The sequence below is a fragment of the Leptolyngbya sp. O-77 genome, from assembly GCF_001548395.1.
Taxonomy (GTDB): Bacteria; Cyanobacteriota; Cyanobacteriia; order Elainellales; family Elainellaceae; genus Thermoleptolyngbya.
The window spans coordinates 4,931,916-4,953,556 of record NZ_AP017367.1 but is presented as its reverse complement, the minus strand read 5'-3'; the positions used below and the strand labels follow the sequence as shown (position 1 = coordinate 4,953,556).

Genomic DNA, 21,641 nt, shown 5'->3' with positions numbered 1-21,641 from the left:
TAAATACTGGGGTTTTATAGCTTGTGTTCCGACAAGTTGATTTTGCTAAAACGGATACTGAATGCCGTCGGGAGTCAGGGGACGGGATGGCGGCTGGGTCTGGGGTGCTTGCGGTGTAGGGCTTTGTGAATTTTGACCCACTTTCAACGGGGGTTTGCTCAGGTTGGCTGAGATAATTTTGCTCTTGGCAGGATTATGGCACCTGGCTACGGGGCGATCGCCCGCCGTTCCTCCCCCAGCCCAGCCTTCGCAATGTGCGCCTGCACCAGAGGGCAAATCAGCGGTGGCCATGTGAAGTTCTAGCCGGGGGCTGGCCAAGCCATTCGTGATGCCAGATTAGCAGGGGCAATGCCCTCCAGTCGGGGCAGGAACCGCGCGATCGCCCAGCAGCGGTTGCAGCCTATAGAGGGGCTTGGTCGTGGCCCGCTGATAGAGCCAGCAGAGACCCGGCTCCACAGGCAGCGTGAGTGCAGTCAGGTAGGGCGATCGCGCCACCCAGACCCGCCAGCGCAGCGGACGAATCAGCCCATCGAGTGCCAACACCTGCGGCAAGGCAACCCGAAAGTTATTTTCACAGAGCCGCAGCACCGCGCAGGGATAGCCTTGCAGCGTAGTTGTGAGGGATTGGAACGGGCTGATATGGGCAATGGACTCGCCAAACAGATGGCGGGCGACTTGCAGTCCGTCAATTCCAGCAAGGTCCCAGAGCGTGCGATCGGTGGAGGGGGCAAGGGGCATAGCGCGTAGCGTAAATGGAGATGGAGATAGAGATACAAGCGTTGCGGAACGCTAGAAGGTGAAGATGGAGAGACAAGCCTCGCTGAACACCAGAAGTCGGAGTCTGATGGCTATGCTTTGACCCGGCTTTTGCTGGGGTCGTAGGGAGAGAGGGGACCGACCGTTGCGCGATCGCGCCGCTTGATGCCATCCAAAAAGCCAACCTCAACGACCGTGCCGAGTTGGGCATAGTCTGGCGCAATCTGGGCGATCGCAATGCTGCGGTTCAGCACGGGCGAAAACGTCCCGCTCGTCACCTGTCCAATCCGCCAGGGCTGCCCTTCGGCATAGACCCCCTGCCCGCCACAGGCGACCTCATTCCCCGCCAGAGTTAGCCCAACCGCGACAAAGGGGGGGCGCGATCGCAGCGCTTCTAGAGCCGCCCGACCGATAAAATCGCCTTTGCTCTTCAGCGCCACGCTCCACCCAATGCCCGCCTGATAGGGCGAGATCAGGTCATTAAATTCCCGACCAGCCGCCAGCAGCCCAGCTTCGATGCGGGCACAGTCGATCGCCTGCATTCCCATTGGCAACAGCCCAAACGGTTTGCCCGCCTGCATCACTGCATCCCACAGCGCCAGTCCGTCACGGGGGTCTACAAACAGTTCATAGCCTAGCTCACCCGTGTAGCCCGTGCGCGAAATGAACACCGGGATGCCCTCCAGCGTCCCCGTGGCAAAGCGAAAATAGCCTAGTTCCGCCAGCGTCGAGAGGCCCCACTGGGGGTCGAGCCGGATCAGCGGGGTCAGCAGGTCGCGAGAGTGAGGCCCCTGCACAGATAAATTATGGAGGCGATCGCTCGTTGGCGTAATCTCCACCGCAAAGCCCCGCTCCTGGGCCACGGTTCGCAGCCACAGTTCATCAGTGTCGCAGTTGCCCACATAGCGAAACGCCGCTTCCCCCAGGCGAAACACAATCCCATCGTCCACGATCCCTCCATGGGGATTGAGCAAGCAGCCATAGGCCGACTGCCCCACCGTGAGCTGGGCAACGTTGCGCGAAAACACCCACTGGAGCAGCGCCAGCGCATCGGTTCCCGTCAGGTCAAACTTTCGCAGCGCCGACAGATCCATCACCGCCACCCGCTCCCGCAGGGCCCAATAGTCCGCCGCCTTGCCCTGCTGAGGATACGAAATGGGAACCCAAAAGCCGTTGTAGTCTGCCAGATGCCGCGTCAGGTCTCGAATGCGCGGCGTAAAGGCGCTGTCTTGCGTCAGGCGCAGCGGCAGACTGAGCGCAGCGCGATGGCCCCTCAGCCTGGAGAACGAAGACTCCGCCCCATAGATGCGGACGTGAATAGGCGTGGGATGCCAGCCATTTACAGGGTCGATGTCGTCCGGACAAGCCGAACTCGCACAGAGCAAGTCTTGGTGCGCCCTCAGCAGCACATAATCTCCTGGACGCGACCAGGCTTCTCCGGCAAGAATCGCGCCCGTGCTATCCACCTCGGTATTGAAAAAGAAATTGATCGCAGGCCAGCCCAACCGGGGCGCAATGCCGTAGGGCCCAAGCACCCGATTAAAGTTTTCGCTGCAACTGGGATGCCCTGGATAGCCCGCATCTTCGTAATAGCGGCGGGTGCAGGCCAGCATGAAGCTATCATGGCGACCGCAGGTATCTTGCACCACCTCCACCAGCGGCCGCATCTGCTGAGAAAAATAGTGGCTGAACAAGCCCACTTGGGGCATCGCCAGGCCTAGCAGCGTCCGCGTTACGGTGCCGTCCAGTTCCTCTTCATAGCCCTCGCCCGCAAAGGCCAGAAAATCTGAACACTGGCTGCCGTCTACGTCAATAATCTGGATGAATTGACCCGCTTTGACCGAATAGGCGATCGCCGTTCCTGGGGCAATCCGATACTCCGCCACGACGGGCGCAAGAGGCGCGGGCAGGTCATCATAGCGGTCTGGCGCGGGCACCCAAGCTTGTTGCATCACACCCCCCACTACACAAACGGAAACGGTCGCCAGGGAATCCACTGGCTCCACAGCGCAGCCAGCGTGCCGTCGCTGAGCAGCGCCTCTAGGGTTTGATCCAGCGCTTGTCGCAGACCTTCGTCAGCCGGTCGGAGGGCGATCGCAAACGGATGCCGCGTTTCCACCGTAAACGCCAGCCGCAGCGACGGGTCAGCCTCGGCCGCCGTGATCAGCACCAGTTCATCATCTACCAGCGCGTCAATCTCGCCCGCCCGCAGCGCCGCCAGCATCTCCGGCAACACCTGATCGCTCCCCGGAAACGGCACCAGCGTCACGTTGGCAAATTGCTCCCCCAGCGCCAGGTTCGTGCTATCCGCCAATCCTCCCAGTTTCCTTCCCCGCAGATCGTCCACCGCGTAGATAGGGCTATCGGCCCGCACAATCACCGCTTCGTTATAGATCCCGTAGGGCTGGGTAAAGCGGCTGTGGCTGAGGCGTTCTGCCGTCACCGCTTGGTTAAACCACACCACATCACACTGCCCCGCGTGCAGCGTGGAATAAAACTCAGACATGGGCAGATTTTGCCACACGGGCACCAGCCCCAGCTTGGCACACACGGCCCGGGCCACGGCGGGTTCATATCCCAGCCGTTCACCATTTTCGAGATAGCTCATGGGGCGAGCATCAAAATCACTAGCGGCAATCGTGAGTTGCCCCGGCGTTAGCGTTGAAAATTCCATAATCCTGCACAAACGGACGCACCCCATTGTGCGGAACTTGGCCCTTGCAGACCGTAGCGAATTTCACAATATAGAGTGGGCAGGCAGCGCTACAGTGGCCATCGATACCGGGGCTGTATTCCGCTGGTGATCCAGACAGGCTCGATTCCCCCCACGTTTCATCACGTTTCATCGCGTTTCATTCGGATTTCTGCGGTATGGCTTATTCTCCCCCTTCAGATCACTGAGGACGACATTCAACGCTTCCAGACAGACGGATTTGTCATCCTGGAGCAGTTTATCGATCTGGAGCTAGTGCAGCGGCTGCGCGATCGCATCGAGCCGCTGTTTCGGGGCGAATTTGAAACAACGGTCTACCCCGACGAATGGCACTGGCGACCCGGGCTGAGCCTGCCAGACGTGACCCGCGAAATTTGCAATGCGTGGAAGAGCGATCGCACGATTGCCAGTGTCGCTCTATCAGCAGAGGTTGGCCGCATCAGCGCCCAACTGGCGGGCTGGCCGGGGGCACGCATTGGCCAGGATAGCCTTTGGTACAAACCACCCGGTGGCGGCAAGGAGATTGCCCTGCATCAGGACGGAGCCTACATCAACTATCTCACGCCCGCCGAAATGGTTACCTGCTGGATTGCGCTGGATGATGTGAGCCTGGAAACGGGCACGCTTCAGTATGTACGCGGGTCCCACCGCTGGCCCTTGCTTGAGGTTGCGGGAGAGTTTCATGCGCCCCAAAAAGATTATCGCTGGGCCATGCTAGAAACCGCAAAAGCAGCCGGGGTCAGCGAGCCAGACATCGTGCCCTTGACAATCCCCGCCGGGGGTTGCGCTTTCCACCACGGGCTGTTGTGGCACGGCTCTGGCAAAAACCCTGAGTGAAACCACGCCGCGCCGCAGCCTGGGCATTTCACACGATTAGTTCTGAAGCGCGGTTTAGCGACGTTCCCCCCGGCTATATTTACGGCCGCTACAAGCGGATCAACGACAACACCCTGGATGAATCCTTCTTCCCCATCCTGTGGACGCAGGACGGCTACCGATCGCCCCATCTAGCCAGCTATTGCAGAGATGCGATCGCCCTACCAGCCCTGGTTTAACCCATCTCTAGCCCATCTCTAGCCCATCTCTAATCCAATCCCAAATCTGCCGAAATACCCCCGATCGGTCTGCGCTACAGGCAGCAGAAGTTGCGCTCCGCCAAACTGGAAGATCGCATCTTGATGATTCCGCTGGGCCCGCTGTCCCCTAGCTGTGTAAGGCGTTTGGCGATGAATTCGATCGGTCAGGGCATCGTCAAAGTAAAGCTGGGAGGTGAACTCGTAGTGGATTGGGGCGATCGCCCCTGATGCAGAGACGGTACGAATCTTGAAGTGAATATGAACAGTTCTGCCAGGATACCAACCCGGATAGATAGTCATAAACTCTGCAACCCCGTTTTGATCAGTCACCTGGTAGCCCCGTAGAAATGCCTGACCTGTGGTGTCTGACTGGCGATCGCGCACGCCAGAGTAGAGACCCGCCGCATCACAGTGCCACACATCCACGACGGCATTGGGCAGCGGCATACACATGCGGGGGCCTTCCGGCTGAATGTTCCCCACCTGAAAGATTTGAAAAGACAGCCCCAGAGGCACGCCTGAACTGATCCGCCCTGTGGCAGGGTCAGCGCGAAGGTCCACCCGATTGAGTTGCGTATCGACAAAGAAGGGCCCTGCCGTCTGCTGGGGCCGCACAATACAATCGAGCGGAGCTTCTGCATTCGCCGAGCTAGATGACGCACAGGCGGCAACCCCCTCCGGCTGACGGGAACACCCAAACAGCGCCGTACCCGCAACGCCGCCCCAAAAAGCCGAGGGACTTCTCGCCGAGATCGCGCAAGCCTGCTGGTGGGGGGAGCGTGAAATTGCTGGCGAGCGCAGGTGGTTCATGACGCTAGTTCTTTTGGATACAGGCTCAGTCATCTGTAGACACTCGCTCGCACTGAATCCATACACCTAATCCATGTTAAACCGCCTGCACGAAGACCTCTTTTGAGGGTTTGAATCGTTGCGCGACGCTACCCACACAACGATTCATGCAGGAGAACCTGAGTCGATCCCCCTTAAATCCTCCTTTTCTAAGGGGAGACTGCCAGAGCGGTTCGGCCCGGTTCCCCTCTTTTCTGAGGGGGGGCTGAGGGGGATCAAAGGGCTTTCAAGCACGCCCTAGGAGTGCTGCTTGAAAGAAGCCAGCCATTCGCGGAGCTGCTCTGCGGCAACCTCACGTCCGCCCAGCCCAAAGGCGATCGCCAGCGCCACGGCGATCGCCCCCAGCAGCAGGCCAAACGCCAGCGCCACAATATTGGTCGCAATGCCCATCTGCTGGAGCGCCATCGCAGAAACCAGCGCAATAATCGCAATCCGAGCTGCCTGCGCCAAAAATTCGCGCCTGCCGACCCGCCCGATCCCGCAATGAGATTAAAGGCCAAATTCGCCAGGTATAACCCCACGCCAAAGACAATGATGCCCACCAGCACCCGCGCCGACACTGCCAAAATGCCATTCACAATAGCCGTTAGCTGCTGGAATTGCAGAACCTCAGCCGCTGCCACGGCGGCAAACAGCATAATCCCCACCAGCGCCAAAATGCCGACGATTTCTGAAGGGGGTGCGCCGAGGGCAGCGTCGCAGCAGGCTGGACGACCGTGGGTTCCCCTCCCGGCGTTGCATCGTAGGGCGGGCTGGACGGCGGAGGGGAAACCGCAGCTACCGTTTGTCTGGGCAGCCCCATCCACTCAAACACATTGTTGAAACCGAAGCTGGTCAACAGGTTCGTCACCAAGTCTGCAATAAATCGCCCAATGACGTAAAACACGATCAACAGCACTACCGCCGTGAAGATGCGAGGCAACGCGGTCAGAATGTCGTTCAGCATGGCGATCGCCGGATCGGAAATCGCCCGAATTCCTAGTGCTTGCAACGCAGCGATCGCCGTCGGGATCAAAATCAGCACATAAACCAGCGTACCAATCAAGCTAGAAAGGGACAGCGCCCCCTGAGTGCGGGAAAGGCCAAACTGAGTACCCAGCCGATCGACCCGCGCAGCCCGCAGCAGGTTCGTAACAATATTCCGCACAACCTGGGCAATAAACCAGCCCGCCGCACCAATGGCGATCGCGCTCAAAACTCGCGGCAAAATCACCAAAAAATCGTTGAGCAGGGTCTGCACAGGCTGCAACGGCCCCTGCAATTGCAGCACATCTAAAATCAGCGGCAAAAAGAACAAAAAGACAAACCAATACAGCACATTGCCCAGCGTTTCACTCAGGAGAAACGGGCTTTCGGCTACAGGCTGTTGGGATGGATCAACCGCGCCTACCTCTGCGCTTCTTGCGGCCACGTAGGGATCAGCCACCCCCGCCTCTGATTCTCTTGGGGCGACATTTAGCTTTTCGTCTAATCCAAATCGCGCCAATCCGCGAGTCACCAAAACCTTGACTAGGCTAGCCAAAACCCAAGCCAGCGCCACCAGAATTGCAGCACCGCCCAGCCGAGGCAGATAGCTAAAAATCTGCTGGAGGAAATTGTTCAAAGGTTGCGAGACTACATCCAGCCGCAGCGCATTCAGAAACGCTACGATAGCAAAGATCATGATCACCCAAAACACCAGCGCCGCGCCCCACTGTTCCACACGGGGACGAGCCGTTGATCCGGCGGGCAAAAAGGTAGATGCCAGTCGGTTGTCCAGGTTCGTTTGCAGCAGAATTCGCTTGGTAATAGAAGCGGCGATCGCCGCCAGAACCCAACCGGCAATGAGAATTAAAATTGCACCCAGCAGACTGGGCAGAAAGCTCCCCAATTGAGTGTTGATATTCGTCAGAAAAGCAGGATCAAACGCCATAAGACCATTTGGATACAAGGAGAACTACAAAGAGAACAATCAAGCTACGCAAAAAAACCTTAGAGAACCCCCTCAAGAAGCTCCCGAAGATTGACAGTATTTCTAAAGCGAATGAAGAGTGTGAGGGGCAAATCTTGCAGCCCTGACTACGAAACAGCCAGAGCGCAACCAGCTAGAATCACCTAGAAATATAAGCCTGTCGAGAGTAATGTTAATAGCTTCCTAAAGGAAATCCATCATCCCACCGACAGACAAATCTTTAAGATAGGGAGAAAAAATAGACCAAATCAGTATATCGGTTTTGCTTCCTGGATCGATGAGTGCTAGAACACATTTACAGCACCGTTTCCATACCCTAAAAGGGCTAATCCCTCAGGCGCATCCCGGTTCTGCAAGCTTGCCCTCATCCCCCCAGCCCCTTCTCCCAAAATAGGGAGAAGGGGAGCCGGATTGGAATTTCCCTCTCCCGCTTTGGGAGAGAGATTTAGGGTAAGGGTTACAAAAGTGGGATGCACCCAATCCCTCTTCGGTCACTCTAAGCAGATGAAAAGATGAGTTTCAGGTTCAACCTGCACCAGTGGGCAGAAGAACCCATTCCTCCTGTGCGTCAATTGCTCAAATCCGGTTTGCAGTGAAGCGACAGGAAAGACTTGTAACCAACGTCTGAGCGCCCTGTTTGAAATTTTCGATTGGGGAGTTTGGATTTTGGATTGGGGGATTGAACCGCCAAAATCCAAAACCCAAAATCACCCTTATCTGTTCTTACTCATTCGCGCTAGGGTTGCTCCGCATTTCACGGTGCAGGCAGCGCAGCACTTCGCCGGGTTGCTCGGCGTTGAGGACGATGCCGTTGGGCGGAAATTCCAAGGCGTGCGTCCACTCGAAGCGTTCGGCGTAGCGGAGCAGGTGCAGCCGGTCGATGGCCAGTTGCGCGTCTTCGGGCAGGCCGATGATGTAGTGGCGCAGGCGGCGACGGCGCGGCAGTTCGCAGGTGAGCGGCGGCAGCGAAAACTGGGTCGCCTCCGAGCGCGGGGACGACCAGGTGGATTGAACTGTCAGCATTTGGGGTTTCCTCCTTGGAAACGAGGTAGGGAAACCCCGAAAAGATGGCCGCCCAAACGACGCAAAGCAGGTTTCAAGGCGGCCATACAATAGGCAAAGCCCTGAGACAGCTACTACTGTCCTGGGGTCAGGCGTTGGTAGGTGTTGGCGCATCTACCAATGCCGTAATCGACGAACCGGCCAAATTTTCGGGGCGTGGAATAAGCTGCGTGTTGGAAAAATTACAGCTTGATGGACGATTGTAGTGGATACCCCTAATCGACGCAAGCAAAATTTTGCTACGGAATGTGAAGGGGTTTGTCGCCGCTTTGGAGGCAAGAATACCCTGCCGAAGCTTGCACGCCGAAACTTGCACCGCAATGTCGGCCCTAGCTTACCCGCAGCCCGTCTGATCGGCGCAGCACCGCTAGGTCTTCCTCATCCAGTTCTGCGGGGATGCCGCTGCGGATTAGTTCGGCAAAGTCTTCATTAGGCACCATGATGCACAGAGCATATAGCCGCCCCGGCCCGGTGTTTTCAATTTCATGCGTCCCCGTTGCAGGAACCAGAATGCTATCTCCTGCGGAAATATCCACCGTCTTGCCGTCGCAAGTGGCTCTCCCCTCGCCCTTCAAGACAAAAAACATTTCCACAGCAAGCTGATGCCGATTGGGCGGCGTTTTCCCACCCACGTCAAAAATTTCCACGCAATAGGTCAGCGACATATTTGCACTGATCGGGTCAAATACGATCGCCAGTCGATTTGTATCCTGTGGACTAATGCGAAACGCCTGATAGTCCTTGGGCGTTTTGATCACCGGAATGACGCAGGTTTCGGTAGTCATGGGTAGGCAGGAGGGATAGGGTATAGAGTGACAGGATAAGGGGTGACCGGGCAAGATCAGAAAGCTTGTTCCCACCCTCCAAATACTTACTTCACGGCATCCAGAATTGCGTGAGAGTGAGTAACAAAGCCGAAGCACTGATTCACGTTGTAGACTGTGGCTTGCCAGCAGTATTCGGGCGACGTGGTGGCAGTGCAATCGCTAATCAAAATGCAATCGTAGCCAAGAAAGTTGGCATCTTGCAGCGTGGCCATGACGCACTGATCGGCGTTGACTCCGCCAAAGAACAGGGTCGTCCGCCCCAGGTTTCGCAAAATGCTGTCGAGCGGCGTGTCCCAAAAGCCGCTCATGCGATACTTATCGACTTTGATATCTTGCGGCAGTTGCTCTAACTCGTCTACTACGGCGGCGGCCCAGCTATCTTTTTGCAGAACGGGTGCGCCGGTTTTGGGCAGGGGATCGCCCAGCCCCACGCCATCGCCAGAACTGTTGTAGACGTGGCGCAGTCCGGCGCTGATATTGAGCAGGTCGGGTCGGTTACCCCAGTTGACCCAGAGAATGGGCACGTCCAACCCACGCAGCACGGGCAGTAGACCTTGCAGCGGGCCAATGGGGGCGCGGGCGGGGGTCACATCTACGCCGATATGTGCCAGCCAGCCGTCGGGATGGCAAAAGTCATTTTGCATGTCAATGACCAGCATGGCTGCTTTTGCCAGATCAACTCGCAGCATTTTGGTGTCTGCTTTGAGCGAGATAGGGCGGGGCGGCAGCGGTGGGCGCGTAAGGTCGGCATTGTGGGCATCGACAGTCCAGGCGTTGGGCGGCGTGCCAAGCGATCGCATAGGGAAACCTCGTCCAAAGTTGTTATGACAAGCCAGTATCGACTAGTCCTACGATAAAAGGCGATCGCCTTCAGTATTCACCGACACTTCTGCGATTGGCGGATTTGCACCACAAAGCTTAATGTGCCGCGCTGATTTTAGATTTCTAGATTGCCGATTTTAGATATGGGATTGGGGATTTTGCACTGCAAAACCAGGGACAGGCTCTTTTGGCTTTGTTCCCAGAGCCGATCCCCGCTCCTCAACCCCTCAAGCCGACTCCCCGCAGTAGGCAATCAAATCAATTTCGACATCGCCAAAGTCTGCCAGCGCCGACACGCCGACTGTGGTGCGTCCTGGCAGTCGTCCTGCTTCAAAGTACGACTTGTAGATATCATTCACTGCATCATAGAAGCGAAAATCGGTGACAAAAATCCGCGCCATCACAACCTGGCTAAAGCTGCTACCCGAAGCCTCTAGCACCATCTTCAGATTTTCCATCACCCGCACTGCCTGCTCCTCAATGGGGCCGCGCACGACCTCGCCAGTCTTGGGGTCTTCTGCGAGTTGCCCTGTCACAAACAGGAAATCGCCTGCTCGCACAGCATGGCAATAGGGCGCGACGCAGGGTAGACCATCGAGAGTGATGTACTGAAGCATGGTTGGGAACGGGTAGATGAGAAGACAAACAGAATATAGTTTTGTAGGCAGTAATCCAGAGAATTTATTAAATCTGACTTAAATCCGACTTAAATCTGACCTGGATCTAGTTTTAATTGCCAATTACTCAAAGCACTGGATATTTTGAACGGTTTATACCCATTTGCAACTTGAAAGTTTGCGCTTGAACGCTGGAACTTACAAAGTTGGAACTCAAAAGTAACTGCATTCTCCTACAAACATCCGGTCACTCTATCGCAAAACGAGCATCCCTTGAAATAGGTACTTTACGGAACTCTCGTGCGTGCCACAGGCAGGAAATGTCATAATCCTGCTGTGCAAAGGTCAGCATTTTTGAAAAGTTTTGGATGCTTTTGCGAATGCTGTTCCAATCTCCTCTGTAATAACCCCAAGGAGGATTGAGGCAGTTGGCGAATTTTTGATACGGTGTTTTTGCAGCGCGTGAGATATGCAAGTAGTTACGAAGTCTCGTCCTGTTCAGGACAGGACAATCTCACCCTGCAAGAAAAGGCAGTATGCCATCTGCCAAGCCGAGGGACGAAATTTTCTATACAGCGATTCTGAGGGTTAAACCATTGACAGGCTATACGATTCGGCAGGCATGGATTGCAAGTGAAACGGGTTACGACACAGTAGACGTACAAATTGAGGGCGGGCAAATTGCGAAGATTGCTCCCCAGCTTGACCCCGTGGGAACCGTTGTGGATGGACGCGACAAGCTCTTGTTGCCAGGGTTTGTCAATGCCCATACCCACTCCTCGGAACTGTGGCAGCGGGGGGCAATTTTGCCTTATCCCTTGGAGCTATGGCTGGCGGAACTCTACGACTTTGCGCCTGCCGATCCGGAGCAGGTCTACCTGAGTGCTATTGGTACGGCAGTGGAAACCTTGCTCTCTGGGGGCACCACCGTTGTCGATCACCTGACCATCATGCCGGGTCAAGAACTGGAAACCATTGGCGCGGCGGTGAAGGGCTATCGCGAGGCGGGCATTCGCGCGTTTGTCGCGCCGCTGATTCAGGATCAGTCGCTGCCCTCTAGCATTCCCACGGGAGGAACTGCCCAGGTCTACGAGCCGTATGCCTGCACAGCCCAAGAAACACTAGAGATGATGAGCGAGGCGATCGCCCAGTTTCATCGTCCCGACGACGGTATCTATATTGTGATGGCTCCGACTGGGCCCCAGCTTTGCTCTGACGAACTATTTGCTGGGTGCAATGAACTGAGCGATCGCCACGGACTCTGCCGCCACACCCACCTGCTAGAGAGCAAAGCCCAGAAGCTGCTAGCAGAAGAAAAATACGGCTGTACGGCAGTGGAATATCTGAAACGGCTAGAGTTCCTGGGGCCACGCACCTCCTTGGCCCACTGCGTCTGGCTGAACGACCAAGACATCCAGCTTCTCGCCGCCACAAACTCCACCGTCGTCCACAATCCCCTCAGCAACCTGCGCCTGGGCAGCGGCATCGCGCCAATCTTGAAATATCGGCAGGCCGGTGTGAACGTTACCTTTGGCTGCGATGGCTCCGCCAGCAACGATTCTCAGGACTTGCTCGAAGCGATCAAAATCGGCTCTATTTTGCACAACGTCACCGACTTTGACTATCGCCACTGGATCACCCCCCGTCAGGCCGTCACGATGGCCTCCCTTGGCGGCGCAACCGGGCTGGGAATGCAAGACCAGATCGGCTCTCTGGAAGTCGGGAAGCTGGCCGATCTGGTGCTGTATGACCTCACCAACCTATCGCTGCTGCCGCGCACCGACCCCATCGGGCTGCTGGTGCTGGGTCGCCCGGTGCAGGCTGTTCATAGCGCCTGGGTGGGCGGCCGTCAGGTGATTGCCGAGGGCAACATGACGACGGTAGATGTCCACCATCTGCGTCAGGAACTCTTTGCCCGGAGCCGGTGGGATTTTAATCGAGAATCGCCAACTCGGAATGCGCTGGAGTCCCGGTATCGCGACGTAATGGGATTGCAGGGGGGATAGGCTGGCAGGGCGATGGAGCCTGGGGCAGGCTGATACAGCATTTTCTTGCAGGGTGAGGCACACGCTGCCCTCACGAGGCAAGGGCTTATTGACCATCCGTGTGCCTCACTAGCTTCAAAAATGCTGTAGAACCTGATTCAACACTTCATCACTCCCGCCTGCCGATCACAGAACTTGACACGTCATCCTACGTTTGTTGCGCTAAAGTTTCTGAATCGGAGTTTGTGCAACATCCTGGGATTTCGTCATGCTAGGCTTTTTCACCAAATCGGATTATCTACTGCGGGAGACGCTACTAGGGCTACGGCGGGGCGGCTGGATGAACTGGGCCGCCATCAGCACGATGACGGTGTTGCTGTTCCTGTTTGGCATCAGCTTGCAGGCATCCTGGCAACTGGAAGGGTTGCTCAATCAGTTTGGCAGCCAGCTTCAGGTGTCCGTATTCCTCCAGTCGGGAGTGCAGGCCAACACGCTTGCGCCCCAGGTGCAGGCAATGCCGGAGGTGGCAGAGGTGGTGGCTGTGTCTAAGGAGGAAGCCTGGGAGCAATTGGTGAAGGAGTTGGGCATCTCCGATATTCGCGGCGCGACGCAGCAGCTAAATGGCAACCCGCTGGTGGACGAGCTAAAGGTGCGGGCGCGGAGTTCTGAGAGTGTGGCAACTTTGGCGCAGCGGCTCGAAAAAACGCCGGGTGTGGATGCGGTGCAGTATGTCGATGAGGCAGTGCGCCGGATTGCTCAACTGCATCAGGGCTTGGGCTGGATCAGCGCGGGGATTATTACCGTACTGACGCTAACGGCGATCGCCGTTCTCACGACCACGATTCGTCTGATCGTGATGGCCCGCCGCCGCGAGATCGAGGTGATGCAACTGGTCGGCGCAACCTCTGCCTGGATTTATCTGCCGTTTATTTTGCAGGGCTTGGCGTTTGGCGTGGTGGGGGCGATCGCCTCCTGGGGCCTCATTTCGGGCGTTCAGGGCTTTATCCATGAACTGCTCAGCCAGCAGGCAGACTTCATTCAGTTTTTGACCGAAGGACTCCGCCTCAGCCCAGAAAAAGCGCTTATCTTGCCGCTAGCATTGCTGGCCCTGGGTAGCTCCGTTGGGCTGCTTGGCAGCCTGTTTGCAGTGCGCCGTTTCGCCACCCGTTAGAAGCCCATTCGCCAGCAAGTAGAGCCTTTACTTCATCGCTATTCTATAGAGCAATCCAGATTCCCGTATCGCCTGAAGCAGCAATTGCCACACAGGCTCAAGCTAGCGACGGATTTTTGTTTTTGAACGGGCTTTATGATTGCTTCAGAATGACGGCTTCAGGCTAGAATGCTATGTGGGTCATGACTTAACACTTAAATTTTCGAGGTCACCATGAAGTTGATTGCTCAAATTTCACGGAGTCTAAGTCTTGCCCTCTTCGCGCTTGTGCTGATGGTTAGCAGCTTCGTGGCAGTGGTTTCTCCTGCCGCGGCTGAAACCTTCACCGTCAAGATGGGAGCCGATAGCGGCTTGCTCCAGTTTGAGCCTGCCAATATCACTGTTCATCCTGGCGATACCGTGAAGTGGGTGAATAACAAGCTCCCTCCCCATAACATTCTGTTTGATGACAAGCAAGTTCCCGGCGCTAGCAAAGATTTGGCCGATAAACTGAGCCACAATCAGCTGATGTTTTCTCCTGGCGAGTCCTACGAGATTACCTTCTCCAGCGATTTCCCTGCCGGAACCTACACCTACTACTGCGCTCCTCACCGGGGGGCTGGCATGGTGGGCAAAATCACGGTCGAAGGCTAACTTGCTTCTCCGTAACTCCAAAATGTGTGGCATCTGACGCACATCGGCATAGGGCTTGCCTCCGTCAAAACCGATTCAAAACTAAGGCTTGGGTGTCCAGTTCAGCCGATGCTTTCCATCAGCTTGCTCTGGAGCGCAAGCCTTAGTTTTTGGAAAAATTTTTGGAGAGATTGTCGAGGACTGGATTGTCGAAGATTAGTTATTGCCAATGATTTGAACTAGAAATTAGCCCGGTTCCTGGAGTCTTGGGAAACCCTCCCTAGAGTAATTTTTTGAAAGTTTTTCCCTACCTTGAGCAATATCGTTCGCAGTAGATATTCCCCCCCTGAGCGTCCCCATAGTAGAGTACTCGGTATGAGTTAGCCGGAAAATTTCTTGTGGTTCCCTTAAACGACGACAATCCAACCCGAATCACCCCCTATGTCACCTACGGGTTGATTATTGCGAACGTTCTGGTCTTTTTGTATGAGATTTCGCTGTCGCAGCCAGAGCTAGAGCGGTTTCTGCAAACCTGGGCAGTCGTGCCTCGCCAGCTTACGGCAAGTTTTGGAGATGGCACGGCAGCCATCTCTTCTACGCCCGTTCCAGAATGGGTGACGCTGTTTACTTCTCAGTTTCTCCACGGCGGCTTTTTGCATCTGGCGGGCAATATGCTCTATCTGTGGATCTTCGGTAACAATATCGAAGACAAGCTGGGTCACAGCAAATTCCTGATTTTTTACCTGGCCTGTGGTGCGCTGGCGGCGCTGTGTCAATGGTTTGTCGCTTCGGGGTCAAATGTGCCGTCGCTGGGCGCGAGTGGGGCGATCGCCGGTGTGATGGGAGCTTACATTTTGCGATTCCCCAAGGCGCGAATTCTGACGCTGGTGCCACTGGGCATTATCTTGATTCCGTTTCGCATTCCGGCGCTGCTATTCCTCGGCTTTTGGTTCGTGATGCAGGCATTCTCTGGCCTGGCTAGCCTAAACGTGACTACTGCGGTAGAAACAGGTGGCATTGCCTATTGGGCCCACGCAGGCGGCTTTATTTTTGGCATGATTTTGGGGCCGCTGCTGGGGCTGTTTAGCGACGGCACTCGCGAGTTTCGTTGAGGCGCGTGTGGGTCGAGCTAGGATAGGGAGAGAAGGGAAAGAACGAAGAACGAAGAGGAAAGAACGAAGAGGGAAGAACGAAGAGGGGAGAGCGAGGTTTTTGGGGGTGCTTAGTCGCCTGATTGAAGTTCGGAGATCCGGCTATGAACTTGGAGCGAGCGATCGCTATACTGCATGAAAGTACCTTTACGAGGGTGCTGTTTTAGAATTGCGGAGAACAGGGTGACGGCAGATTCGTGGCGTACTTGGCGATTCCCGGTTTTCCTGTAGACAAAACTAGACCATATTTTTAGACCATACTCCTTAGACAAGTCCAGACAAGTCCTATGACCTCTTACGCAACTGCTTCTGCCAGAGCCGATTTAAGCGAACTGCGCCGACTGAAATCGCTGCTGCCGCCTGAGTTGCGGAGCTGGGTAACGATCGAAGCGTCGCCTGGAGTCAATCCGCCGCTGATCACCAGTGAGGAGATTGGCAAAGATCAGGTCGAGGTTCAAGTCGATCTGGCCAAGTGGGATGCGCTGGCGCTGGATCAGCGAAACCTGCTGTTCTGGCATGAAGTGGCCCGCATCCAAAACGACACCATTCCTAAGGATGGCTGGGAAATGGCGGCTCTGGCCATCGGCTTGGGCGGCGCGGTTGGCGAACTGTGGGTGCAGGACGGACTGCTGCTGATGTTGGCGCTGGGGCTGTGCGGCGTGTCGGGTTGGCGGCTCTATGCCCGAAACAATAGTGAGAAGACGCTGCGAGAGGCAATTGAAGCGGATGAAAAGGCGATCGCCCTGGCGACGCGCTTTGGCTATTCTCTGCCCAATGCCTACAAGAGCCTGGGCAGTGCGCTCAAGATTTTGGTGGAGCAAAGCAAGAACAAAAAGGAGCGCCGCCGCTATGAACTGCGTCTGGACGCGCTGAAGAAGAGCGCTGCTAAGGCAAAAGCTCGCTCGAAGGGAGAAGCGTACTAAGGCTTTGCGACGCTTGATGGCTTCGGTTTGACCCGTGAGAAACTTGTTAAAAAACTTGTAAAAAATGCGATCGCACTCATGAAAGGCGATCGCATTTTTTTCCTCTCTCTATTCGGGCAGACCTTTCTGAGTGCTTAACGGCAGCCTTACTGATTAGAAGCCGTTTCAGAAAGCTGGTAGGCATTTTCTAAGTCTGCAATGGACTTAGCCGGCGTGCCGCCCCACATTGCCGTCAGCCAGCCCGACAGCAGCGCATCCACCGAAAACAGGCCCGCACCGTTGATGGTGAAGAACAGGAACACGGCTGCATAGAGCGTCGAGAGTTCCAGGTAGGGAATGCTCAAGCCCGCCACCTTGACATGGTGATACATGGCAACCAGCATCGTCGAGAACAGGCCCAGCGCAGCGGGGCGAGTGAACAGGCCTAGCGCCACCAGCGGCGATGCCAGCAGTTCGGTGTAGGCGGCGAGGTAGCTAAAGAAAATCGGGAACGGCAGCCCAATCACTTTGACGTAGGCTTCCGCGAAGCTGGGAATGTCGGACAGCTTATCAAGTCCGTTATGGATCATCACCACACCAGCAATCACACGAAGCACTGTCCAGGCAAGTTGTGAGGGATAGTTCGGCGTGAGGTTTGGACGGAGGACGGCGGACAATAGCCCGGTGGCACGCTGGATTGTATTCATAAGGGGTGCGACTGGAGGTAAACGAGATTAAAGTGGATACATATCTTCATTAAGTAATATAACGAAAATTAATAGTCAAGACCAGTTCCCAAATGCAAATTCTTAGTGAGATTTCCCCACCTCGAATCTGCATCTTGCATGAACTCTATTGCAAGGCGGCATTGCAAGGCGGCATTGCAAGGCGGCCCTATTGAACGGCAGACTGACTCAACGGCGGCCCTACTGAACGGCAGCCCTTAAGCTTCAAGCACCCAGCCCAAATTCCAGCCCTTTGGCACAGTCGCGGCCCTGACGTTTTGCATCTTGTAAGGCTTTCTCGGCGCGTTGCAGCACGCTGCGGGCGTTGCGATCGCCCCTGGGGTCTTGCTGCGCCACCCCAAAACTAACGGTGACCGAAACCGGCCCCGCCGATGTGTCAAACGGGTGGCCATGAATCGCATTCAGCAGACGCTCGGCCACGTCTAGCGCAGCGGTCAGCGAGGTGCGCGGCAGGATAATGGCAAATTCTTCGCCACCATAGCGGTAGGCTAGCGTACCCTGGCGCAACTGGCGACGCAAGCGCTGGGCTAATTGGCTCAAGATTTGGTCGCCGACGCTGTAGCCGTAGGTCTCGTTAATCAGCTTGAAATAGTCAATATCGCAAATAATCAGGCTGAAGGGCGGCTGCACTGTCCACAGGGCCGGCCGACTAAGCTGCTGAAGCTCCTGGTCGAAGGCTTCGGCATTGAGCAACTGCGTCAGCGAGTCGCGCAGGGACGTTTGGGGAACCATGACTTGCAGCCGCAGCGCCGTGGTTTGCCGATGGGAATCATGGTGGTGTTGGGCGCTGGCGAGGGCGATCGCCGTATGATCTGCCACCTGTCGCACGGTTTGCACCTCATCCAGGGCATACCACCGCACTTTGAAATAGTCGAGCAGGCAAATCGCGCCAAAGAAATCGGACTGAATCAAAACTGGAATCAGCAGGGCAGACGTTGCGCCCATGTGTTGCAGCCAGTGTTGGAGAGCGCTAGAAGTCGCATCGGGGCGAACCGTCAAATAAGACGCACCACCGTCTAAGAAGGTGTCGATGACGGGCTGCCAGACCTCGCTGCGCTCCAGATGTTCTAGCGCAGGCAACGCCACCTGCGATCGCTCCCAGCGCGCCACTGGCGCAACGCCTGTCGCTTGGAGCCGCATCACCAAGCAGCGATCGCCCATCAGCCCCTGGCCTAACTCAGCGGCAATTTGCTGCAAAATGTCATCTGTTTCCAAACCAGAATTCAGCAGGTGAGCAATCCGGCTCATCAGGGCGATCTGTCGCTGCGATCGCTCAAACTTTTCTCGCCACAGCAGCGAACTATATGTCAACCCAAGCTCATTAGCCAGCCGCTTGAGCAAGCTAACATCATAAGCCGTCCAGCCCTCCAGTTGATTGACATCGGCAGAGTCTCCCGGCGGCGCGATCACAGCAGGGCTGCTCAGATCCGAGGCGTGGGCTGGGTCACACAGAATCGAGTCTTGGGGCGATCGCCGGACTTGCAGCAGCAGTTGCAGATTGCCGCGAGTCCCGCTGTAGGTTTCTGGGGTGAATCCATCCACATCGAACACCTGCGCCAAAATTGGCACGATCAGGTCGCCTGTCTCTAGCTGGGTCAGCCGGGGCGCATCGAGTTGGTCAATCAGCCATGCCGGAAAGTCGCTCGGCATGTAGCAGGCGATCGACCCCTCATCCTGCGCGGGCTGATCAATATCAGAATCGGCATCCGAATCGGCGAGGTTAGGAACAGCAGGCTCTACCCCAGTAGGCTGAACCTCCACATCATGGAGCATGGCCCCTGCACCCGGTGAACCATACACGCGGGACTCACCCGGTTCGCCCTCCAGAGCCGTCCACAGCAAACACTCAACCTGGAAGTAGGAGGCGATCGCCTGAACGGCCCTTCGCAGCAGCAAGTCGGTGGGGCTTGGGAGAGCGATCGCCCGCTCCTCAAGGCTGACCAGTTGTTTTAAGGGTTTCACTTTTTCACCAAACGGCCTGCGCCGCTCAAAGCGCAGAGGACAAGGAAAAACGCCCAAACTCAAACCCGAAACCTCAAACTGCGTCCAAGCACTCGCTCACAAGGTCACTGAGCTAACTACCTGGCTAATCGCCAAACCGGAACCTGTGTACAGCATTTTTGAAGCTAGTGAGGCACACGGATGGTCAATAAGCCCTTGCCTCATGAGGGCAGCGTGTGCCTCACCCCGCAAGAAAATGCTGTAGCACTTAAAGCCTAGCCTCAATCGCAATTCTGCGGCATCCTTCGATGAGGGGGTATCAGTATCCTCCCAAAGGATGCAGTCCTGTGCATGTGCCGTGCCACCTATTCGTCTTTAATCGTTGGATCTTGTTTGCTCTTTGGTTTCATATTGTTAAGCGAAACAGCCGCCGCTTGCGACAAAATTTTGTGAATTTCATCTGGCGTGAGGTCACGCGGCGGGGGCGCAGCTTTCTGCGGCTGTGCGGCGGCCTGGCGCGGCTTATCCGACCAGCCACATTTCATGCAAACCTGACGACCCGAAGACTTCAGCGGCGGCCCCAACCGATGCTGGCATTTTGGGCAATTGTCGAGTGGCATAGGCAATTGGCAGCAAATCAACGAAACACATCAGTCAGAGCAACCAGGTTAACGGCGAGGGTAAACCAGCCTGCCCCTTCCAGTCTGCTAGGACTATCCTTGCTTAAATCATAGAATAGCCTCCCGACGCGGCAGGCTGCTTGAAATTTAGAATGCCCCAATAACCCCATAACCCACTGCCCCATCAAAGGAGAAGGCTCGTCTCAGTTGGCTAGGAGCCGCAAGACGAGCCTCACACTTGTAGTTTTCACACGGATCTCAAAACAATTGAATAGTTGGGATTGATCTTGGGATTCGTTGTTGAACACACCTGCTGAGAATTGCGTTTGAGAAAGGATTGAGAGAACGCCGTTTCGCCTTCTCTCAGTTAACTTTCTCTCAGGCAAGCTTTCAGGCAAGCCTTGCTCAATCAACCCAGAGGACTGATTACTCGGCGCTGCCCACCAATTCCAGGCTATCGGGATCTACGTAGTGACAAGTCGCGTCATCCACACAGATTAGTGCCCAGCCCGATTGGTCAATGCCCATGAACTTGTATTGACCTTCTTGGATGAAAAAGCCCTTGTGATTGCGAGTATCCGGCTTTACTTCGACATTGTCATACGACATAGCTGTCAACTCCTTGAATATGAATATGCTTTGTGGGCGATAAGTCATAGCCGAAACTTATCACCGATTTCATGAAATCTTATCATCCGCCTCGCTGAATCATGGTTAAAAGTCTTAAGGAAAGATTGCGTCTTCTAAATAATTAAATGATTGTGTAAGTGCCCCAATTCAAAATGGCAAAACCTCCATTCTCTATCGGGTTGAGCAACATTAACCCGGCAGAAAATGGAGGCAGTACAGCAGTTCAAACTATTAAGCGTTGTAACTCAGCTCTCAAACAACCACGACTGGACGCGCTTTAGGCTCTTCCAGTCGGGACGGCGGCTTAACCCTTCTTTAAAGTTGCCTTCGACTTCTTCCTTGAGTTCGGGAGCGATCGCCACAATTTGCCCTGCAATTTCTACGTGTTCGCGCACGCCTTTGCTGGCGGTTTCCAGCATGGCGATCGCCAGATTGACTCGCGCCTGTGGGTCTTGGGGGTTTAGCTTGACGGCTTTTTGAGCAGCCTTCTGGGCAGGCGTGGGCTTGCTGTCTAGCAGGTATAGCCACGACAGACAGGTCCAGGCGGCGCTACTCTTGGGCGAGCGATCGCACACTTCCTTAAACAGCGGAATCAAAACGTCTGGACTTTCACCAGCCTGATAGCGCTGCACCCCCTGCTCAAACAATTCTTCGACGGTCAGTTCGGTCATGGTTTAACGGATAGTTTCTAACTTAGGAGTTCTAGCTTAGGAGTTCTAACTTAGGAGAACGACTTCCCACAGCCGCAGGTTTGGTTGGCGTTGGGATTGGTGAACTGGAAGCCGCCGCCAATCATCGCGTCGCTATAGTCCAGCACCAGTCCGTAGAGATACAGCATACTCTTGGGGTCGCAGACGACCTTAAACCCGTCATAGTCAAACACTTCGTCGGTGGGCTGGATGTTGTTGGGATCTTCAAAATCCATCATGTAGGACATGCCAGAGCAGCCGCCCTGGCGCACGCCCACCCGCAGACAAAGATCCTTGCCCTGCTTTTCGCGCAGTTGCAGCACATGCTGAAGCGCTGCGTCGGTCATCAAGATACCGCGCTGTTGGGATTGTGGTGCTTGAGTGGTCATGGGCTTGAAGCTCTCCTTGGCGAGGTAAATGAACTTCTCAAACGTTTCCAGAAAGACTTGAGGAAAGACACGCAAACGGCTCACAGGTCGGTTTTAGCGCTGCGAGCGTGAATTTATGCTAACAAAACCTGG

The 21,641-nt window shown here is 55.6% G+C and carries 25 protein-coding genes; 7 read left to right on the top strand and 18 right to left on the bottom strand.

Features of this window, described 5'->3' with window-relative positions; all coding sequences use genetic code 11:
* Positions 1–45: 45 nt before the first annotated feature.
* The 4 genes from O77CONTIG1_RS24950 to O77CONTIG1_RS20930 form a co-directional block, all read right to left on the bottom strand.
* A complete protein-coding gene (locus O77CONTIG1_RS24950; protein WP_156435544.1) occupies positions 46–291 on the bottom strand; it encodes a hypothetical protein in 246 nt (81 codons plus the stop codon).
* Between the two features lie 45 nt (positions 292–336).
* Positions 337–738 carry a hypothetical protein gene (locus O77CONTIG1_RS20940; RefSeq protein WP_068514775.1) on the bottom strand — a complete coding sequence of 134 codons (402 nt, stop codon included), beginning with the start codon at positions 736–738 and terminating at the stop codon, positions 337–339.
* Positions 739–848: 110 nt separating this feature from the next.
* Positions 849–2,708 carry a DUF1989 domain-containing protein gene (locus O77CONTIG1_RS20935; protein ID WP_084782885.1) on the bottom strand — a complete coding sequence of 620 codons (1,860 nt, stop codon included), beginning with the start codon at positions 2,706–2,708 and terminating at the stop codon, positions 849–851.
* Positions 2,709–2,719: 11 nt separating this feature from the next.
* Positions 2,720–3,430, bottom strand: coding sequence for a substrate-binding periplasmic protein (locus tag O77CONTIG1_RS20930; RefSeq protein ID WP_068514772.1), 711 nt, complete (start codon positions 3,428–3,430; stop codon positions 2,720–2,722).
* A gap of 75 nt (positions 3,431–3,505) precedes the next feature.
* Between O77CONTIG1_RS20930 and O77CONTIG1_RS20925 the strand changes: the two genes are divergently transcribed.
* Both O77CONTIG1_RS20925 and O77CONTIG1_RS26420 read left to right on the top strand, forming a co-directional pair.
* A complete protein-coding gene (locus tag O77CONTIG1_RS20925) occupies positions 3,506–4,306 on the top strand; it encodes a phytanoyl-CoA dioxygenase family protein (RefSeq protein ID WP_225894630.1) in 801 nt (266 codons plus the stop codon).
* Complete coding sequence (locus tag O77CONTIG1_RS26420; RefSeq protein ID WP_225894629.1) at positions 4,303–4,524, top strand: hypothetical protein; 222 nt, start codon at positions 4,303–4,305, stop codon at positions 4,522–4,524. Before O77CONTIG1_RS20925 ends, O77CONTIG1_RS26420 begins: the two co-directional genes overlap by 4 nt.
* 18 nt (positions 4,525–4,542) lie before the next feature.
* Here the strand turns inward: O77CONTIG1_RS26420 and O77CONTIG1_RS20920 are convergent, their stop codons facing one another.
* From O77CONTIG1_RS20920 to O77CONTIG1_RS24945, 8 genes are all read right to left on the bottom strand, one after another.
* Positions 4,543–5,355 (bottom strand): intradiol ring-cleavage dioxygenase, encoded by an 813-nt coding sequence (locus O77CONTIG1_RS20920; RefSeq protein WP_084782884.1) that lies wholly within the window; start codon positions 5,353–5,355, stop codon positions 4,543–4,545.
* Positions 5,356–5,631: 276 nt separating this feature from the next.
* Entirely contained in the window at positions 5,632–5,844 is a 213-nt protein-coding gene (locus O77CONTIG1_RS25780; protein ID WP_068514770.1) for a hypothetical protein, read from the bottom strand.
* A gap of 136 nt (positions 5,845–5,980) precedes the next feature.
* Complete coding sequence (locus O77CONTIG1_RS20910) at positions 5,981–7,306, bottom strand: mechanosensitive ion channel (RefSeq protein ID WP_068514767.1); 1,326 nt, start codon at positions 7,304–7,306, stop codon at positions 5,981–5,983.
* 762 nt (positions 7,307–8,068) lie between these two features.
* Entirely contained in the window at positions 8,069–8,368 is a 300-nt protein-coding gene (locus O77CONTIG1_RS20905; RefSeq protein ID WP_225894628.1) for a hypothetical protein, read from the bottom strand.
* Positions 8,369–8,736: 368 nt separating this feature from the next.
* A complete protein-coding gene (locus O77CONTIG1_RS20900; RefSeq protein ID WP_068514764.1) occupies positions 8,737–9,192 on the bottom strand; it encodes a cupin domain-containing protein in 456 nt (151 codons plus the stop codon).
* 86 nt (positions 9,193–9,278) lie between these two features.
* Positions 9,279–10,034, bottom strand: coding sequence for a cysteine hydrolase family protein (locus O77CONTIG1_RS20895; protein ID WP_068514761.1), 756 nt, complete (start codon positions 10,032–10,034; stop codon positions 9,279–9,281).
* Between the two features lie 249 nt (positions 10,035–10,283).
* The gene (locus tag O77CONTIG1_RS20890) at positions 10,284–10,673 is read right to left on the bottom strand and encodes a RidA family protein (protein WP_068514758.1); all 390 of its coding nucleotides are present in this window, start codon (positions 10,671–10,673) and stop codon (positions 10,284–10,286) included.
* A 247-nt stretch (positions 10,674–10,920) separates the two neighbouring features.
* Positions 10,921–11,148, bottom strand: a complete 228-nt coding sequence (locus tag O77CONTIG1_RS24945; protein WP_156435541.1) for a hypothetical protein — start codon at positions 11,146–11,148, stop codon at positions 10,921–10,923.
* A 121-nt stretch (positions 11,149–11,269) separates the two neighbouring features.
* Between O77CONTIG1_RS24945 and O77CONTIG1_RS20885 the strand changes: the two genes are divergently transcribed.
* The 5 genes from O77CONTIG1_RS20885 (at position 11,270) to O77CONTIG1_RS20865 (ending at position 16,515) form a co-directional block, all read left to right on the top strand.
* Positions 11,270–12,679: an amidohydrolase gene (locus O77CONTIG1_RS20885; protein ID WP_068514755.1), complete on the top strand. Its 1,410-nt coding sequence runs from the start codon at positions 11,270–11,272 to the stop codon at positions 12,677–12,679.
* 247 nt (positions 12,680–12,926) lie between these two features.
* Complete coding sequence (locus O77CONTIG1_RS20880; RefSeq protein ID WP_068514752.1) at positions 12,927–13,829, top strand: cell division protein FtsX; 903 nt, start codon at positions 12,927–12,929, stop codon at positions 13,827–13,829.
* Between the two features lie 273 nt (positions 13,830–14,102).
* On the top strand, positions 14,103–14,462 hold the full coding sequence (gene petE / locus O77CONTIG1_RS20875) for a plastocyanin (RefSeq protein ID WP_286132439.1): 360 nt from the start codon (positions 14,103–14,105) through the stop codon (positions 14,460–14,462).
* Between the two features lie 377 nt (positions 14,463–14,839).
* Positions 14,840–15,553 carry a rhomboid family intramembrane serine protease gene (locus O77CONTIG1_RS20870; protein ID WP_068514745.1) on the top strand — a complete coding sequence of 238 codons (714 nt, stop codon included), beginning with the start codon at positions 14,840–14,842 and terminating at the stop codon, positions 15,551–15,553.
* A gap of 326 nt (positions 15,554–15,879) precedes the next feature.
* Positions 15,880–16,515: a DUF3318 domain-containing protein gene (locus O77CONTIG1_RS20865; protein ID WP_068514743.1), complete on the top strand. Its 636-nt coding sequence runs from the start codon at positions 15,880–15,882 to the stop codon at positions 16,513–16,515.
* A gap of 146 nt (positions 16,516–16,661) precedes the next feature.
* Here the strand turns inward: O77CONTIG1_RS20865 and O77CONTIG1_RS20860 are convergent, their stop codons facing one another.
* The 6 genes from O77CONTIG1_RS20860 to O77CONTIG1_RS20835 all read right to left on the bottom strand — a co-directional run bounded on the left by O77CONTIG1_RS20860 (position 16,662) and on the right by O77CONTIG1_RS20835 (position 21,509).
* Positions 16,662–17,201, bottom strand: a complete 540-nt coding sequence (locus O77CONTIG1_RS20860; RefSeq protein WP_068514740.1) for a DoxX family protein — start codon at positions 17,199–17,201, stop codon at positions 16,662–16,664.
* A gap of 243 nt (positions 17,202–17,444) precedes the next feature.
* On the bottom strand, positions 17,445–19,202 hold the full coding sequence (locus O77CONTIG1_RS20855; RefSeq protein ID WP_156435539.1) for a sensor domain-containing diguanylate cyclase: 1,758 nt from the start codon (positions 19,200–19,202) through the stop codon (positions 17,445–17,447).
* 344 nt (positions 19,203–19,546) lie between these two features.
* Positions 19,547–19,801, bottom strand: a complete 255-nt coding sequence (locus O77CONTIG1_RS20850; protein WP_084782882.1) for a hypothetical protein — start codon at positions 19,799–19,801, stop codon at positions 19,547–19,549.
* Positions 19,802–20,227: 426 nt separating this feature from the next.
* Positions 20,228–20,410, bottom strand: coding sequence for a hypothetical protein (locus O77CONTIG1_RS20845; protein ID WP_068514730.1), 183 nt, complete (start codon positions 20,408–20,410; stop codon positions 20,228–20,230).
* A gap of 266 nt (positions 20,411–20,676) precedes the next feature.
* Positions 20,677–21,102 (bottom strand): tetratricopeptide repeat protein, encoded by a 426-nt coding sequence (locus tag O77CONTIG1_RS20840; protein WP_068514727.1) that lies wholly within the window; start codon positions 21,100–21,102, stop codon positions 20,677–20,679.
* Between the two features lie 50 nt (positions 21,103–21,152).
* The gene (locus O77CONTIG1_RS20835; RefSeq protein ID WP_068516864.1) at positions 21,153–21,509 is read right to left on the bottom strand and encodes a HesB/IscA family protein; all 357 of its coding nucleotides are present in this window, start codon (positions 21,507–21,509) and stop codon (positions 21,153–21,155) included.
* Positions 21,510–21,641: the final 132 nt, after the last annotated feature.